This window comes from Bacillus sp. FJAT-27245 (assembly GCF_001273955.1).
In the GTDB taxonomy this organism is placed as follows: Bacteria; Bacillota; Bacilli; order Bacillales; family Cytobacillaceae; genus Bacillus_D.
The window spans coordinates 540,125-556,737 of record NZ_LIGI01000001.1; the positions used below are offsets into that span (position 1 = coordinate 540,125).

Consider the following 16,613-nt stretch of genomic DNA (forward strand, 5'->3'; position numbering starts at 1 on the left):
AGGAGGTGGCCTCATGGGAAACACTGTTCGTCCTATTAAACTATTGCTGCTTTTTCTCGTTTTCTGTGTGGCTGCCGGTGGGTGTGAACAATGGGATAAGCGCAAAACCGGACCAAGCCGGCCGCAACCGCAAAAAACCGTTCAATCCGGGGGAAGGGAACTATTGCAAGATAAGCTGAAAATAGGCTTTTCCATGGATACGCTTCTGGAGGAACGTTGGATGAAGGACCGGGATTTATTTCAGAGAGCTGTCGAATCGCTAGGCGCGGAAGTTGAAATTCTTGCGGCGAACGGCGATGATGCCCTTCAAATCGTCCAGGCTGAAATGTTAATTAGCAAGGGCGTCGACATCCTCGTTATGGTTCCGCATAATGCCGAGGCGACCGCCACAATTGTCAACAAGGCGCACAAGGCAGGAATCAAGGTGATTGCGTACGACCGGCTTATTAAAAATGCAAATATCGATTTATATGTATCCTTTGATAACGAACAGGTTGGGGAGCTGCAGGCAAAAGCAATTACGAAACTGGTGCCAAAGGGAAATTATGTATACATAGGGGGGGCAAGTACTGACAATAACGCACATCTGTTAAAAAAAGGTGTGTTCAACGTCCTTCAGCCGCTCATTGACAGGGGGGACATCAAGGTTGTATTCGACCAATGGAGCAAGGATTGGACCCCGGTAAACGCCCAGGCCAACATGGAGGCTGCCCTTGAAGCGAATGACAATCGTATTGACGCAGTTATCGCCGCAAATGATGCAACGGCAGGAGGGGTCATCAATGCGCTTGCCAAACAAGGTCTGGCAGGAAAAATCCCTGTAGCCGGGCAGGATGCGGAGCTTGCTGGAATCCAGCGGATTGTTGAAGGAAACCAGACGATGACTGTCTACAAACCAATAAAGTCGTTGACCGAAAAAGCAGCCGAACTGGCGGTATTACTCGCAAAAGGGGGGCATACGCAAGCGGACAGGAAAATTAACAACGGAAAAATCGGTGTTCCCTCCGTTTTGCTAACTCCAATCGCCGTCGACAAGAATAATATTGAAGAAACAATTATTGCCGACGGATTCCATTCAAGAGAGGATGTCTACCGGTAAGAGAGATATGTGATACTCGGCACCTCGCAGTTATGAATATTTATTATCCGAAGGAAAGAACAACTCTCCATTCTCAAGAACAGGAAAGCCTGGACAACTGTCCAGGCTATTCATGATTCTTAACCCATTAAGTCTTGCCTCAAATTGCCAGTGTTTCCTTTTCTTTTTGGTGTTAAAATTAATTGCCGGTTTAGGTAATTTTATCAATTTGCGAGGAAGGGACATCGATGAAACACAGAATCATAGTCATTATGATGACAATTTTCTTTTTTACCGGTACTGTCGGAGCAATCCCGGGAATGGCGAAAACGTATACGCCGGAGCAGCTTGTTGGGATTTCCGAATCGTACATAAAGCAGGTTTCACCTCTCATTAACTATGAAAAAAGCAAAACGGTGAAAGCTGTGCCATCAAAGCTGATGGCCAGTACAAAAACAAGCCTGGCCAATGCCGCCGCGGCTGTGAAAAAACTGAAAAGCGGAGCGACCCGCCGAAAGCTTGAGGCGCGGATTACGGCAGCTGAAGGCACCTATGCCCGGGCAATTGCCTATAACAACACAATCGGCGTCGGCGAGCGGATGAAGCTCATGTCGCAAAACCTTCTGACAGCCTATGGGAAGAATCCGTCCAGTGACGGGACTTTTACGGCCTATAATTCCCTGAAATTCGAGCTTGGCAAATTTGCAAGATCACTAGGGCTTGTATATGGAAAATCGACAAGGGAAGCTCTTTCAAAAAAATACAAACCAGTACCCGAAGGAAGCCTGAGCCAAACCAGGACGGCAGCCGTTTTAAAAGGGGAACTGAACCTGCTTGCAAAAGTTATGGATTCCGGAAAAAACGATACCATTTTCAGCCAGGTTGAAAAAATGAATAACCAGCTAGGTACTGTTTGGGGCAATTCGGCCCTCTACCGTCCGTTTGCGGAATCCTATGAGCTTCTTTTAAAACAAAAGGGGCTGTCCGCGAATGGGCTGCCAACGATCATCATGAAAAAAATTATCGCCAGTGAGAACAGTATTGTTTATCTGGAGGTTTACGATGAAAATGATGAACCGCTTAGCCAGGGCAGCGGTTTCATAGTAGGAAAAAGCACGATCCTAACGAACTTTCATGTAGTTGAAGGCGGTTACCGTGTCACAGCCTTTACGAATGATGGAAAAGAAATCAGGATTCGCGGTGTTGTAAAATACGATGCCGATAATGACTTAGCCCTGCTAGGGACAGCCAATGACATGGTACTGCCGGGATTGCAGCTAGGGAACGTCGATTACCTGGAAAAAGGCGATCCCATTATAGCAATAGGGAGTCCCGAGGGATTGATGAACACGGTCTCGGCGGGGATTATCAGTAATCTTCATAAAATAGCATACGAAGGCATTACGACAAATCTTATTCAATTTACAGCGCCAATCACGCATGGAAGCTCAGGCGGGGCCCTTTTCAATAAATATGGGGAAGTTATCGGGGTTACAGCTGCCGCTTTCGAAAGCGGGGATCTGAACTTTGCTGTTGGAATCAACCATGCCACATCATGGATCCAGGCGTTTAAAAACCAGCCGGCTTCAAAGCTAGCCATCATTCCCTATGATGCGCTGCCTCGATATGCGGACGAGGAAACGGAAGAGGCTCCGCCTGCAAATCCTGGTACGCACCCTCCGCCATCAACGGCACCGCAAGGTACATTCCCTGCCAGCCTGGAGAAAATTGCACCCGGATTACAGCTGCGCGAAATTGCAATGAACCCTGAAAAGCCAATCTTGTACGCCCTTGCGGAAGGCAAGGACGTCATCGAAATCAACCTTGAAACGAAACAGGCTAGGAAAATTACACTTAATCTTGCCCCGGAACGGCTCTTTTTTGCAAATAATGAGTTGTATGTAACCCTGCCGAAGGGCCAGCACAGCTCCTACTGGTGGGAAGAGAATCAGGAGGGAGCCTTTGCCGTTATCAATGCGGAAACAATGACGCTCATTGACCAGGTCGATATTCCCTTGGATCCATTTGATATTGTAGCAGACTCAGAATCTATCTACATCATAAGCGGCTCGGGCCAATGGACGAATATGAAGGTGTTTTCCAGGAAGACGCTCCTGGAAACAGCCAATGTTACTGGCGTCCGGGAAAGGTCGTTCCTAGAGATGCATCCAGAAGGGAATAAGGTATATTCGATCACGACCGAGTCCTCCCCGAGGGATGTTGAATCGTATCAATTTACTAGCGGAAAGAGTTCCGGCAAATATGATTCTCCGTACCATGGCGACTACCCACTGGATACGAACATGACTGTATCACCGGACGGAAAGTATTTGTTCAATGGATCGGGGGTCGTGTTGAATGCCTCGGTTGCAAGGAGCACGGACTTGACGTATTTGGCAAAACTGCCTCAAACGTATAAACAAATTGCTTTCAATCTTGCCAATAACCGTTTTTATACAAGCTCGAAAAACAGGATTGATGTGTACGATTACTCCACTTTCCAAAAGCTTGGCCAATTTACATTGCAATTTGATGTGGAGCAAATGTTTGTCCGTGATAGGCAGCTTGTCGTTGTTTACAAGGACACCACGAGCACACTGCCAAAGCAATTGATTAAAACCTATCCATTAACACCTGAAGGCCTCTTGACTATGCCTTCAGCAGAAACGAAGGAGCCTGCCGAGCAAGCTGTAACTATCGTGAATACAGGGCTGGCGTTGCCAAAGATCCCTGTGTCTTTCGACAAGGCTATCATGCCGAGTGATATGAATGAAGAAATTCTTCATCCGGCGAAGCCAGTCCTTTATGGATTGAACGGGAAAGACCTGTTGGAATACAATCTTGATACGAAGCAAACACGAAAGCTTACGTTCACATATCCGCTTGGCCAGCTTTTCTTTGCCAATAATGAGATATACGTAACACTCAAAAAACAGCAAGGCTATGTATATGGCGAGGTACCCGATGGTGCATTCGCGGTTGTTGATGCAGATAGCTTCACCTTGGTAAGGCAGCTTGATATTCCAATGGACCCGGCCGATATTGTCGCCGACGATCAATATATTTATATTTCCAATAACGGAGGCTACAGCTGGACTGACTTAAGGGCCTATTCGCGCAGTACGTTTGAAGAAACCGGGAAATTCACTTCGGTTCTCAGGGGTTCCACCCTGGTAATCGTCCCGGCCGGGGGAAAATTATATGCGACCGATAGCGGAACTAGCCCGCGTGATATCCAGATGTACCAGTTCAATGATGGAAAGGAAGCTGCCACCTACGATTCCCCGTATCATGGGCACTATTCCCTCAAGGTAAATATGGAGGTCTCCCCCGATGGGAACTATATTTTCAATGGATCCGGCGTTGTCCTGCAAACCGGCCCCAGGTACGGTGAAGATATGAAATATGCGGGCAGCCTGTATAGCCCTTTTAAAAAAATCGCATTTGACCTGAAAAGCAACAGGATTTATGCAAGCTCCGGTAAAGGGCTCGACATCTATGATTACTCAACATTTGAAAGAATCAAGCATTATGAACTGAATCATGAAATTGATTACCTGGCAGTAACAAACGGCAGTCTGCTTGTCACCTTTAAAGAGGCGGCTGCAGGAACGCTCCTTCCTAAAAAAAATGTCATGAAATACCTCCTTTCAGCTGACGGCGCGCTGGCTATGAAGGCCCAATAGTACACTAACCAATCACTCGGTCATATCGATCGGGTGATTTTTTTTGTAAAAAAGAAAACCAGGGCAAACTACGCCCTGGCCTTCCTGAAAATGAGAGGATATTTAGAAACGGCAGTGATGTTTGCAGCGGTAATCAACCATTATTAAATACCTCGGCACAGGCAGCGTCGAACTGCACGGCAAAATCTGCTCCTTCTAATAGGTCGTCTCCTGAAATCTTCTTCGTCAAAAATACCTGCTACATCTTCAAAATCACATTCATCCTCAAAAGCMCCTGCCACATTTTCAAAATCAAATTCTTCTTCAAAGTTTCTCCTGTGGCATTTGTTTCTGTGACCTGAAAAATTGCGTCCCATATTTTTCCCTCCCTCCATCGTTTGTTGGAATATACTATGCATCTTTTGTACAAGCTGTATGGGGCATGTACCTTTTTTATTTAAAATGGGCGCCCATTTCTCCTGAATATAAATTAAAAGGAATAATTGGCTTTACCATTGGAGTAACCTTTCATAAAGGGCAATGAGGGGGAGGATGATGATAAAATGGATTTACCTTTTGGCAGCCTTGAATTTTCTGGACGGTATCGCGACATATGCAGGTATGAAAGCACTCCTGTTTAATGAAGCTAACCCATTGTTAGCGGGGATGCCTCCCGGGGCTATCCTATTCTTGAAGCTGGCGTTAAGCCTGGCCATTCTCTTACTGGTGAGGAAGGCCAATGTGACCAAGCCAATCTTTAAAATTTTCGTTGCGGTTGGAAATGGAGTGTATCTTCTAATTGCAGCTATGCATCTCTATTGGCTTTCAATCCTTATCGTATGAAAAAGAACTGCCGGGAATAGCGAGCAATTCAATTTTTAGCCATTCGAAAATAGGAGAAACTTACTCTTTCCTACTACTATAGAAGGGAGTCGTTTTAGATGGGTTGTCAGAGAAAGCTTCCCGAAAGAAGGATCAAGCATGTATCCCGTTATAGAAGCATAACAACGGAGCATATATTAAAACTATAAAAATTTATTAGCTTACTATGGTCAATGGAAGAATGTGAAGAAGGGGCATGTGTCTGGCTTGCTAATTTCGCTTGCGTGTAAGTAGAAATTATTAGAAATAAAGGTTTGAGGTTCGTAAAATTGCAGGGTGCAGGTAGGATTATAATGGCAGGAATTATTACAGCCAAAAAATATAGTGATGAAATACTGATTAACCACCGATGCTTACCGGCATTAGGTGGTTTTTAATTGGATTGTTTAGTTATATTCCCCAATTCGGGTAATTTAATTGAAGCTTGCCATTTGGCTGATTGCAGCCAAAAGTGCTTAACAGCTTAAAACTAAATCCAACAAATTAACAATTGTTAAAAAATTGTGGATGCAAAAACTAGAAATTCCGTTAGAAATTCATGGCTGGAGAGATAGGGAAAAAGATTCAGAGGAAAAAGGTGCTTCAATTTCATTTAGGACGAGAATAAAAATTCTTCCACCTTTAAGTGCCTAATTAAAGCTCCCTTTAACGAGAATAGCCAAAGAAGCTGCATGGTTCAAATAACGGAGAGGTTCTTTTGTACTATATTAACCTTCGACAGTAAAAGTAACTTTTTCCTAATTAACTTTTTAATAACTTCCTGTATTTAATTACAAACCTTCTTATTTCAATCCCTTTGATAATAGAACTAACTAAATAGCTCGGAAGTAAAAATTTATGGCGAAAGAGGAAGAATTTCTTTCAGGGAAAAATAGAATTCAAATTCCTGTAACTGTAACAATTGAGGGTAATTTTTCCTATTTTTATTACTTAACTTTAAAATTAAAAGTAGATTTTAAGAGGTTATTTTTTCTGTTATCTCTGAAATATCAGAAAAAAGCAACATTTTTGTTAGAATTTCGTTAAACCTTGGTGGAATTATTATGTTGACTGCAGCTAATTTTTCAAAAAAACATAGTTTTTAATAGGAATATCACTTATAACTAGCTGTTCAACTATAAAAATCAGAGTCTTTCGTTATTCGAATATGTTTGATAATTGTTAATCTTTTTTTAGCGAAACGAGAGTATTTTCCAAGGGAATATATGTTATAAATACTATAGAAGTATCGCAATTTTCCAATAAGTACAAAAAATGTTAAAAAGGAGGGCTCGTAACTTTAACCGAAAACACTATCAAGATAAAGAAAAAGATATTCAAGAGAGGGGAAACCACAAAATGAATTTTAAGAAGTTGCTTGTAGTCGGAGCGTTATCCTGCTCCCTGGTCTTACCTAGCTTCGCAGTAGTGAACAATGCCTACGCAGTGGAATTTGCCGATACGTCGGGTTCCCAGAGCGAAACATCCATTAACAAGTTAGTTTCCCTGGGAGTCATGAAAAACCCTGGTGATGTATTTGATGCAGAAGGTGAGCTGACAAGGCTCGATTTCGCATACATGGTCAACCAGGTCATGTCTTTGGGCACCGGCAAGAAAGTTGCTTTCAAGGATTTGTCTTCAAAGAACTCCAATTATACGAATACTCTTAAATTGGTAAATAACGGCTACCTATCCGTAAGCAATGGGAACGTTCACCCGCAAAATGGTGTTACATATGCGGAAATGAGCAAAGCATTGGCACAGGGCTTGGGCTTGAAAAAGGGCTGGACAAACCGCCCGATCGATTTCTTATTCTACCTGGTCCGCAAAGATGTCCTTGATATCGATGTCGACCTTGATGAAGTAGTAACAAGGGAAGCAGCCGCGGTTGCGTTTGACAAGTTCATCACTCTTAAAGGAAACTTCGAGACTGATAATGGCGTAGTCGTAGCTGTTACGGACAAAGGCTTCTCGTTGAATAACGGTTCCGACACAACTGACTACACATTTGCGTCAAACGCTTCTTTGTTTGTAGGTGACCAGGCTGTGACAGCAGAGGATGTCCAAATTGGAAGCCCAGCTACAGTCATCCTCAACAAAAAAGGCCAGGCTGCCTTCTATGGCGGTGAAATCCTTGATGCTGAAGAAGGCGCGCTGAAGCTGACAAATGCAAAGTGGAACCTTGGTTCATTCACAAAAGATGTAAACCTTAATGCATTTGTTGCATCCCTGCCAAACAGCCCTACTCAGGAATTCTCCATCAAGTTAATCGATGAGTACCTGAAGAATGGTGCGGAATTCGGTGCACAGGCATTCTTTACGAAGGATGATGAAGTAACAGCGATCTACCCTTACATTACAAAGGTGAATAAGAAAGATATCACAGTAGACGGAAAGAAGTTGACGGTCGTTCTAAATGCTTCCTATAAAGAAACATTAACGATCAACGACGAAGTAAAAGTTACCCTTGACGGCAAGGAAGCAAAGCTTGAAGACCTGAAAGGAAAACTGGAAGCAACTATCACTGCTGAAAAGTTTGGTTCAGTATTAACGATTGACGCAACGACGAAAAAATAATTGAGGGGGAATCAACTTGTTCAAGAAGTTTAAAACACTATTTCTATCAGGAATAGCTTTGATCCTGATCTTGTCGACATTTGCGGCGCCTGCCGATGCGGCAGCCCGTAAAGGCTTCGATCCGAAGAAAGTCGGGGGCAAACTTGTATTCAGTACATTCGCTGATGCGACACGCCTGACACCTGGAACGACTAGCGACGCTGTATCCAACCGCCTACAAGGCATGATGTTTGATGGACTGGTATCTGCTGACATCAAAAACAATATCATCCCTAGCCTTGCAACAAGCTGGAAAGTCGAAAACAATACGAAGAAATACACTTTCAACCTGCGCAAGGATGTTAAGTTCCATGATGGCAAGCCATTGACTGCGGATGACGTTGTATTCACATATCAAATGCTGATGCATAAAGATTCCATCAACCCATACAAGGGTACTATTTCCATGATTGACAAGGTTTCGGCAAAAGACAAATACACAGTTGTATTTGATTTGAAGGATCCTTCACCGTTGTTCCTATATGCAATTAGCTTTTCTATTATTCCGAAGCATAAATTCCCTAATGGAGTTAAGAGCTTTAACGACTCAAGCTTCCACCGCAACCCTGTTGGTTCCGGACCGTTCAAATTCAAAGAGTGGAAAACAGCCCAGCGCGTTGTACTTGTTGCAAACAAGGACTACTGGGATGGCCGCCCTTATATGGATCAGGTCACAATGAAAATCCTTCCGGATGCGAACGTTGAAGTTGTTAACCTTCTGAAGTATCAGGTAGATTTCGTTGAATCAGTCAACCCGAAAAGTGTTGCAACGGTCCAAAAGAACAAAAACCTGAAAATTGTTAAGTATGACCAGGGCCGTTACGACTACATCGGCTTGAACCAGAAAGATCCATTGTTTGCTGATATGAAAGTACGCCAGGCGTTGTCTTTTGGCCTTAACCGCCAGGCAATCGTCAACACAGTTCTATTGAAGAATGCCCAGCTTGCTAGTGGGCCAATCCATCCGATGGAAGCACAATACAACAAAAATATTAAACCACTTGCTTACGATGTAAAGAAAGCGAATGACCTTCTCGATGATGCCGGCTGGAAAATGGGTTCAAGCGGTTTCCGCGAAAAGGGCGGCAAGGTTATGGAAATTACCCTGACTTACAACAACGGTAACAAAGTCCGTGAAGACATCGCCAAGATGGCCCAGCAGGATTGGAAGAAGATTGGCGTAAAAACGACTATCCGTTCTTACGACTTCTCAATCTGGCTCGAGAAAATCGACTCAGGCGAAGTAACTGCACACGTTAGCGCATGGAATCTTGGAAATAACCCTGACAAGTATGGCCTATGGCATTCAGGCCAAATCCCGTCCAACAACAACCAAGGCGTTAAAGATGCGCGCGTTGACAAAATCTTGGAAGATTTCCGTAAAGAGCCTAATGCCGCAAAGCGTAACACCCTTTACCATGAGCTGCACAAAATCCTGAACGACAACGCACACAGCCTGTGGCTGCACCATCCAAAAGGATTCGCGGGCATGCACAAAGACTTGGCTGGCGTTAAATTCTCACTTTATTCCCGTTACTTCAATATAGAAGACTGGTACTGGAATGATCCTAAGAAGAGGAAATAGTAAAGTACTTGGCCAACAGCCAATTGGCACCAATTGAAATTTAAGCATAATAACTAGAAATGACCTGACATAAGCAGCCGTAGGTGACAGTCTAGTCCCTACGGCTCTTATTCTTAAAAGGTTAAATAAATCACCATTCGTGCAATGGAAAGTGGGGGAAGTTTAAATGTGGAAGTATATCATACGGCGTAGTCTCCAAGCTATTCCTCTATTAATCATCATCTCAATAATCTCATTCCTTTTGATGACATTGGCTCCAGGAAGCCCTCTCGATGTATATAGAAGCAGTGAAGGCGCGGATGCCGTCGATACATCAGCGATTGAAGAAAGATTAGGCTTAGACAAACCGATTTACATACAGTATCTTATGTGGCTGAAGCTGCTTGTGGTCGACGGGGATCTAGGTTATTCATTCGAGGATGGCCGCCCTGTAATGGAAAAAATCCTTGAAAGGATACCCGCAACCATGCTCCTGATGGGGGTTGCAATTGTATTTTCGGTTATTCTTGCGGTTCCAATCGGGGTTTATTCGGCTGTGAAAAAATATTCTCTCTTCGATAACTTTTTCACCTCATTCACCTATGTGGGGATTGCAGTGCCTTCGTTTTATCTGTCTTTGATGGCAATACTACTTTTTTCTCTAAAACTTGATTTATTTCCTCCGAGTGACATGATGTCTGTCTATGATCGCTTCGATTTCCTGGACCGCCTGAAGCATCTCATTTTGCCAGCATCCGTACTGTGCTTCGGTTTGATAGCCAGCAAGTCCCGTTACATGCGTTCAAGTATGTTGGAAGTCATTAAACAGGACTATGTTAGGACGGCAAGAGCAAAAGGAGTATCGGAAAACAAGGTTATTTATAAGCACGCATTAAGGAATGCCCTTCTTCCGCTCATTACAATTTTGGGACTTCAGCTGCCTGCCCTATTTGGCGGAGCATTGTTTGTCGAGCAAATATTTGCATGGCCGGGAATGGGCCGCTTGGCGGTAAATGCCATTTTTATCCGGGACTACCAAATAATCATGGGGACAACAATGTTTGCGGGAGTAATGGTTGTTCTGGGGAACCTGCTTGCCGACATCCTTTACGCAATCGTGGACCCACGCATCCAATATGGAAAGAACTAGAGGAGGTAGCCTAAGATGAGCGTCCCAAAATTGGCAGATAATCAAGCAATATTGACCGAGTGGCAGGAGCAGGGAAAAATTGAGACCCGCTCAGCTGCCGTCTGGAAAAGATTCAAAAAGAATAAATTGGCTGTTATCGGCCTAATCGTTTTTAGCTGTTTAATTTTGATGGCGATACTTGCACCATTAATTGCTCCGCATGATCCATACACCAATGTTTATGAAGAAGCGAATCTATCCCCAAGCCTGAAACATCCGTTTGGAACCGATAGCCTTGGCGGGGATGTATTCAGCCGGGCTGTATATGGGACAAGGGTATCGTTGACAGTTGCGTTGGCTGCAATGGTGTTCACACTGTTAATTGGCATAACATATGGAGCGGTTGCAGGATATTTTGGCGGTGCGGTTGATAACGTCATGATGAGGATTGTTGATGCCATTCAGTCAATTCCTTCACTATTTTTGCTGCTTATCATCGCGTCAATTATGGTCCCATCCATCTGGACGACTGTATTTGTTTTAAGTATCGTTGGCTGGACAGGCATGTCGCGTATTGTCCGCGGCGAAATCCTGACGTTGAAGCAACGGGATTTTGTTGAAGCTGCCCGGGCCACTGGCGAAGTAAAGCCTAGCATTATTTTCTATCATATCCTGCCAAATGCGATTGCGCCGATTACGGTAATTGCTACTTTGGACATTGCGGGGAATATCCTGGCTGAAGCTAGCCTTAGCTTCCTTGGGCTCGGAATCCAGGCGCCAACACCAAGCTGGGGCAATATGCTTACCCAGGCTCAGGACTTGTCGACCTTGATGTTTTATCCATGGGTAGCGATTTTCCCTGGTTTATTAATACTAATATCAGTAATGTCTGTTAACTTTGTCGGAGACGGTTTACGCGACGCTTTGGATCCGCGTAACAAGAACTAGGGGGGAGGACAAGCATGAGTACAACAGTAACAGAGAAAAAAACTCTTTTGGAAATCAAAAATTTAAAAACCCATTATTTCACTGAAGATGGGGTTGTCCCAGCAGTGGATGGCGTTGATTTTAAAATTAAAAAAGGTGAAACACTGGCGATAGTCGGCGAATCCGGTTCCGGAAAAAGCCAGACTTCATTGTCCATTATCCGCCTTATCCCTTCCCCTCCGGGTAAAATCGTTGCCGGCGAAATCAATTATGACGGGGAAAACCTTTTGGAAAAAAACGAGCACGAGATGCGCGAAATCAGGGGAAATAAAATTTCAATGATTTTCCAGGAACCAATGACATCGTTGAACCCGGTTTTCCGCGTTGGCGACCAGATTTCCGAGTCTCTTGTTTTGCACCAGGGAATGACCCCGAAACAGGCTATGGAACAATCTATTAAACTATTGAAATTGGTTGGGATTCCCGAGGCTGAACGCCGTGTCCAGGCATTCCCTCATGAACTGAGCGGCGGGATGAGGCAGCGTGTCATGATTGCGATAGCGCTTGCCTGCAATCCGGAGTTATTAATAGCGGATGAGCCAACAACAGCATTGGATGTTACAATCCAAAATCAGATTTTGGAACTGATGAAAGACCTTAAAGCGAAGCTGGATACTTCCATTATGCTCATCACGCATGACCTAGGGGTAGTAGCGGAAATGGCCGATCGTGTTGTCGTTATGTATTCCGGTCAAATTGTTGAACAAGGCGATGTGTTCACTATTTTTGAAAACCCGAAACATCCTTATACCGAAGGCCTTCTGAAATCAATGCCGACCCCGGAAAAGAAGCAAGGCCAACTGTATGCGATTGACGGTGTCGTGCCGAATCCATTGAATCTTCCGCCAGGGTGCCGTTTTGCACCGCGTTGTGAATATGCAAGGGATTTATGCCGTGCGGAGATGCCGGAAACGGTCGTCATTTCGGAAGAAGAACAAGTACGCTGCTGGAAATATACTAATCGCTGGGAGGCATAAGAAGCATGCTGAATACTATGTTGGAGCAGGAACAAGACACAAATAAAGAGTCTTCAGTCATTCTGAGCGCCCGGGGCGTTACAAAACATTTTCCTATTAAAGGCGGCCTGCTTGGACGGGTCCAGGGATATGTAAAGGCTGTTGACGGTGTAAGCCTGGATATTTATCGTGGGGAAACACTGGGACTTGTAGGAGAAAGCGGATGTGGCAAGTCGACTATTGGCCGGGTTATGCTGAATTTGCTCGAACCTACTGCCGGCAGCGTTGAATTTGAAGGCCAAAATATTTTCGACTTATCAAGTGATAAAATGCGCCAGACCCGTAAGGATCTGCAACTTATTTTCCAGGATCCGTACTCCTCACTCAACCCAAGGCTGAGCGTAGGTGATACAATCGGGCGCGTCCTTAAAATCCACGGCATGAAAGATCCGGGAGAAAGAGAAAAGCGCGTACAGGAATTGATGGGGATTGTTGGCTTAAGCCCTTACCATATCAGGAGATATCCGCATGAATTCAGCGGCGGCCAAAGGCAGAGGATCGGCATTGCAAGGGCACTTGCATTAAACCCGAAATTCCTAGTCCTTGATGAAGCGGTTTCCGCCCTGGACGTTTCAATCCAGGCGCAAATCATCAATCTTCTGGAAGAGCTCCAAAAAGAAATGGACCTTACATATTTATTCGTTTCCCATGGATTGAATGTGGTAAGGCATATTAGTAAACGTGTTGGGGTAATGTATTTAGGTAAACTGGTAGAATTGGCGGACGTTGATGAGCTTTTTGATAATCCCAAGCATCCGTATTCTCTAGCATTGATTTCAGCAAACCCTGTTACGAATCCAAGATTAAGAGATCAGAAGAATAGAATTGTCCTTGAAGGGGATGTGCCAAGCCCGATCAACCCACCTTCAGGCTGTTATTTCCATACCAGATGCCCATTTGCCCAGGCCAAATGCCGGGAAGAAGCACCAGCGTTTGCTAAAGTGGATAACGATCATTTTGTTGCTTGCCATTATCCATTGTCGTAGGTAATATTTACCGCCATCAAAGCAACTGCTATAATAATAAAAAGGCCAATCTGCCTTTAGTGCTGTTTGGGGGCGTACTAAATGGAAAAGAAGATATTAATAATAGAAGAAGATAGTCAGAGATGCGCAAAGCTTTTGCAATTTTTCGGATCTTACTTCTCAGTCACCTCCTATAACAACGGTTTGCAGGGTTTAATTAGTGCGATTGAGTGGAGGCCAAACGTCGTTATTATCAATCATTCATTAATAGATGTGAATAGTATTGAACTTTGCCGTCAAATTCGCCAAAAGTTTCAAACAATCATCATCATTCTTGGCAAGCCCTTACCTGAAGACCAAATTATCAAGTACTTTGAAGCCGGTGCGGACGACGTAGTCCTGAATCCAATCAGTTATCCGGTCCTTTTATGCAAAATCAAAGTCCTGCTTGACCTTGTTTCCATGAAACGAAGCGGCGAGGAAGAAGTAATCCAATTTGGCAAGCTTAAGATGAACCGGAATAACTATAAGGTGTACCATGGGAAAAAGGAATTGAATTTTACGAAAAAGGAATTCGCCATCCTATGGATTCTTGCGAAGAAACAGGATGTTGTCGTGACAAGAGAAGAACTTCTTAAAGTTGTCTGGAGTTACGAGCACCTGGAGGATGACCGGATGATCGATACGCATCTAAACAGGATCCGCAAAAAACTTAAGCAAAACGAAGTTAACCTGACAATCAAAACGGTTTGGGGTATAGGATATAAACTGCAAAACGAGGAAGTGGATGTAGTAGAATCCATTGGAATACCAGCTGAATCACAAAAGTGAAACCCCTGAAAACAGGGGTTTTAGACTGTAGGAAACTCCGACATGATCGGGTTTTCCTACAGTCTTTTTATTTTTCCGAGTCTGGTGCCGCTCAATGCCCCGATACTGTAATACCCGCCCGCGGGGTCTCTCAAACCACTTTTAATAAAAAAATATTATTTTTTTATTAAAGCCAATCCTTTCTTTCTCATTAAGTATTGAAGGGCAGATTTAAATGTGGAAAAGGTTTGCAATTCCTTGATGAATTGCAATTGTGATTTGGCCAGTTCCTGGGCAAAACGCGGCGCAATGCCGACAACCAAAACCTGAGATCCGACAAGTCTAAGTGAAGAAGTGATATTGATTAGGTAGTGGCCAAGAATTTTCAAATCATCCAAACCCTCTACACTAATAGCGGTAAAGTCAAGAACAGCCGTGTCAATTTCCTCTGAGCCTGCATGTTCCAACAGTTCCGGTATAATTAGGTCGAATTTGGAGGCTGATACTTCGCCAGCAAGGGGTATAAGCAATACCCCGGGAATAATTGAGGGGATTATGGGAGTGGAAACAGACCTGACCAAGCCTTCCAATTCAGAAACCCTATCTTTCAGCTTTTTAGTTTCTTCGCGAAGAAATTGGAGTTCATTTTTATTCTCAGTCATAGGAACCTCTCGCTCAAATTTATTTATTCAATGATTCTAGTATATACCGTTTTGGTAAATTAGGAAAATTAAAGACTGAAATCCAAAGGGTTGCAAACGGTTTCAAACTGGTTTATGATTCAATTATCAAGGAACCAAAACGTTTCGGAGGATTTTATGGGTACGACGATTAAGGATATTGCTAAAACTGCCGGAGTTTCGGTCACAACGGTTTCCAGGGCGTTAAATGGCTATTCCGATGTAAGTGAAAAGACGAGAAAAAGAATCATGGATATTGCCAAGGAACTGAATTACAGCCCGAACACTTTGGCGAGAGGGCTCGTGATGAATGTTTCTAAAACAATTGGGCTTCTCGTTTCAGGTTTGAACAGGGAAAGTGAAAAGGATCAAATCATTCTTTCAATCCTATCAGGTGTAAATGAATCAGTATCGGAAAAGGAATACGATTTAATTTTATTTAATACAAATACATCAAAGCAGCGTGAAAAAACTTACTCCCAGCTATGCAGGGAGAGGAGGGTGGACGGAGTAATCATTCAGGGGATTAAAAAGGATGATCCATATTTAAAGGAAGTAGTGGAAAGTGACATTCCCTGTGTCCTTATTGATATTCCAGTCCACACTGAAAATGTTGGCTACGTCACTACCGATAATGTTTCTGGCGCAAGAAAAGCTGTGGAGCATTTAATTAACCTTGGGCACCAAAACATTGCCATGGTCAATGGGCATGAACAGGCCTTTGTAAGCCAAAAAAGGATCGAGGGGTATATGGAAGCCCTAAAAGAACATGGTTTGCCTGTTAATCCGGAATGGGTTTGCAACGGCCAATTTAAGGAAGAAACAGCATTTAAGGAAGCGAGGAACCTTTTGCTCCAGCATCCAAACATAACCGCCATTTTTTGCGCGAGTGACATCATGGCCCTTGGCGTACTGAAGGCGGCAAAGTCCCTTGGTCTAAAGGTACCGGAAGATGTATCGGTTATTGGTTATGATGATATCATTCTTGCATCCTACTCAAATCCTCCGTTAACTACAGTATCCCAGAACTTTTTTGAATTGGGATACCAGGCCGCACACCTTTTGTTAAATATGCTCGAAGGCAAGTCCGAACCGCAAATTGTAACGATGCAGACAAAACTTGTGATAAGAGATTCGGCCGCAAAGAACAGGAGGGTTTAGTCTGTCGTTAACTTGATCCGAAACGTTTAAGTTAACAGCACAATCATATAAATTTTAACAATGATCCTTTTAAAATAAAAT

At 43.7% G+C, this 16,613-nt stretch carries 14 protein-coding genes; 12 read left to right on the forward strand and 2 right to left on the reverse strand.

All coding sequences use genetic code 11. The features are described from left to right. Positions 1 to 13 precede the first annotated feature (13 nt). Positions 14 to 1,099 (forward strand): D-xylose ABC transporter substrate-binding protein, encoded by a 1,086-nt coding sequence (gene xylF / locus ADU24_RS02605; protein ID WP_082306783.1) that lies wholly within the window; start codon positions 14 to 16, stop codon positions 1,097 to 1,099. A gap of 227 nt (positions 1,100 to 1,326) precedes the next feature. Next, entirely contained in the window at positions 1,327 to 4,764 is a 3,438-nt protein-coding gene (locus tag ADU24_RS02610) for a trypsin-like peptidase domain-containing protein (protein WP_053365172.1), read from the forward strand. A gap of 143 nt (positions 4,765 to 4,907) precedes the next feature. Here ADU24_RS02610 and ADU24_RS22880 read toward each other — a convergent pair whose 3' ends face one another. After that, positions 4,908 to 5,120 (reverse strand): hypothetical protein, encoded by a 213-nt coding sequence (locus ADU24_RS22880; RefSeq protein ID WP_156324500.1) that lies wholly within the window; start codon positions 5,118 to 5,120, stop codon positions 4,908 to 4,910. A 178-nt stretch (positions 5,121 to 5,298) separates the two neighbouring features. On the opposite strand from ADU24_RS22880, the gene ADU24_RS02615 reads away from it, so the two are divergent. The 9 genes from ADU24_RS02615 to ADU24_RS02655 all read left to right on the forward strand — a co-directional run bounded on the left by ADU24_RS02615 (position 5,299) and on the right by ADU24_RS02655 (position 14,712). After that, positions 5,299 to 5,586, forward strand: a complete 288-nt coding sequence (locus ADU24_RS02615) for a DUF5658 family protein (RefSeq protein ID WP_053365173.1) — start codon at positions 5,299 to 5,301, stop codon at positions 5,584 to 5,586. An 876-nt stretch (positions 5,587 to 6,462) separates the two neighbouring features. Next, entirely contained in the window at positions 6,463 to 6,651 is a 189-nt protein-coding gene (locus tag ADU24_RS02620; protein ID WP_053365174.1) for a hypothetical protein, read from the forward strand. Positions 6,652 to 6,963: 312 nt separating this feature from the next. Next, a complete protein-coding gene (locus tag ADU24_RS02625) occupies positions 6,964 to 8,181 on the forward strand; it encodes an S-layer homology domain-containing protein (protein ID WP_053365175.1) in 1,218 nt (405 codons plus the stop codon). Between the two features lie 16 nt (positions 8,182 to 8,197). Beyond that, entirely contained in the window at positions 8,198 to 9,805 is a 1,608-nt protein-coding gene (locus tag ADU24_RS02630; RefSeq protein ID WP_053365176.1) for an ABC transporter substrate-binding protein, read from the forward strand. A 166-nt stretch (positions 9,806 to 9,971) separates the two neighbouring features. Next, positions 9,972 to 10,934, forward strand: coding sequence for an ABC transporter permease (locus ADU24_RS02635; protein WP_053365177.1), 963 nt, complete (start codon positions 9,972 to 9,974; stop codon positions 10,932 to 10,934). A 15-nt stretch (positions 10,935 to 10,949) separates the two neighbouring features. Next, complete coding sequence (gene opp4C / locus ADU24_RS02640) at positions 10,950 to 11,861, forward strand: oligopeptide ABC transporter permease (protein WP_082306784.1); 912 nt, start codon at positions 10,950 to 10,952, stop codon at positions 11,859 to 11,861. 14 nt (positions 11,862 to 11,875) lie between these two features. Continuing rightward, positions 11,876 to 12,877: an ABC transporter ATP-binding protein gene (locus tag ADU24_RS02645; protein ID WP_053365178.1), complete on the forward strand. Its 1,002-nt coding sequence runs from the start codon at positions 11,876 to 11,878 to the stop codon at positions 12,875 to 12,877. 5 nt (positions 12,878 to 12,882) lie between these two features. Beyond that, positions 12,883 to 13,902, forward strand: coding sequence for an oligopeptide/dipeptide ABC transporter ATP-binding protein (locus ADU24_RS02650; RefSeq protein ID WP_156324502.1), 1,020 nt, complete (start codon positions 12,883 to 12,885; stop codon positions 13,900 to 13,902). An 81-nt stretch (positions 13,903 to 13,983) separates the two neighbouring features. After that, on the forward strand, positions 13,984 to 14,712 hold the full coding sequence (locus ADU24_RS02655; RefSeq protein ID WP_053365179.1) for a response regulator transcription factor: 729 nt from the start codon (positions 13,984 to 13,986) through the stop codon (positions 14,710 to 14,712). 155 nt (positions 14,713 to 14,867) lie between these two features. On the opposite strand, the gene ADU24_RS02660 is transcribed toward ADU24_RS02655, so the two are convergent. Continuing rightward, positions 14,868 to 15,353, reverse strand: coding sequence for an STAS domain-containing protein (locus tag ADU24_RS02660; protein ID WP_053365180.1), 486 nt, complete (start codon positions 15,351 to 15,353; stop codon positions 14,868 to 14,870). 156 nt (positions 15,354 to 15,509) lie between these two features. Between ADU24_RS02660 and ADU24_RS02665 the strand changes: the two genes are divergently transcribed. Beyond that, positions 15,510 to 16,532, forward strand: coding sequence for a LacI family DNA-binding transcriptional regulator (locus ADU24_RS02665; RefSeq protein ID WP_053365181.1), 1,023 nt, complete (start codon positions 15,510 to 15,512; stop codon positions 16,530 to 16,532). The last annotated feature ends 81 nt before the right edge of the window (positions 16,533 to 16,613 follow it).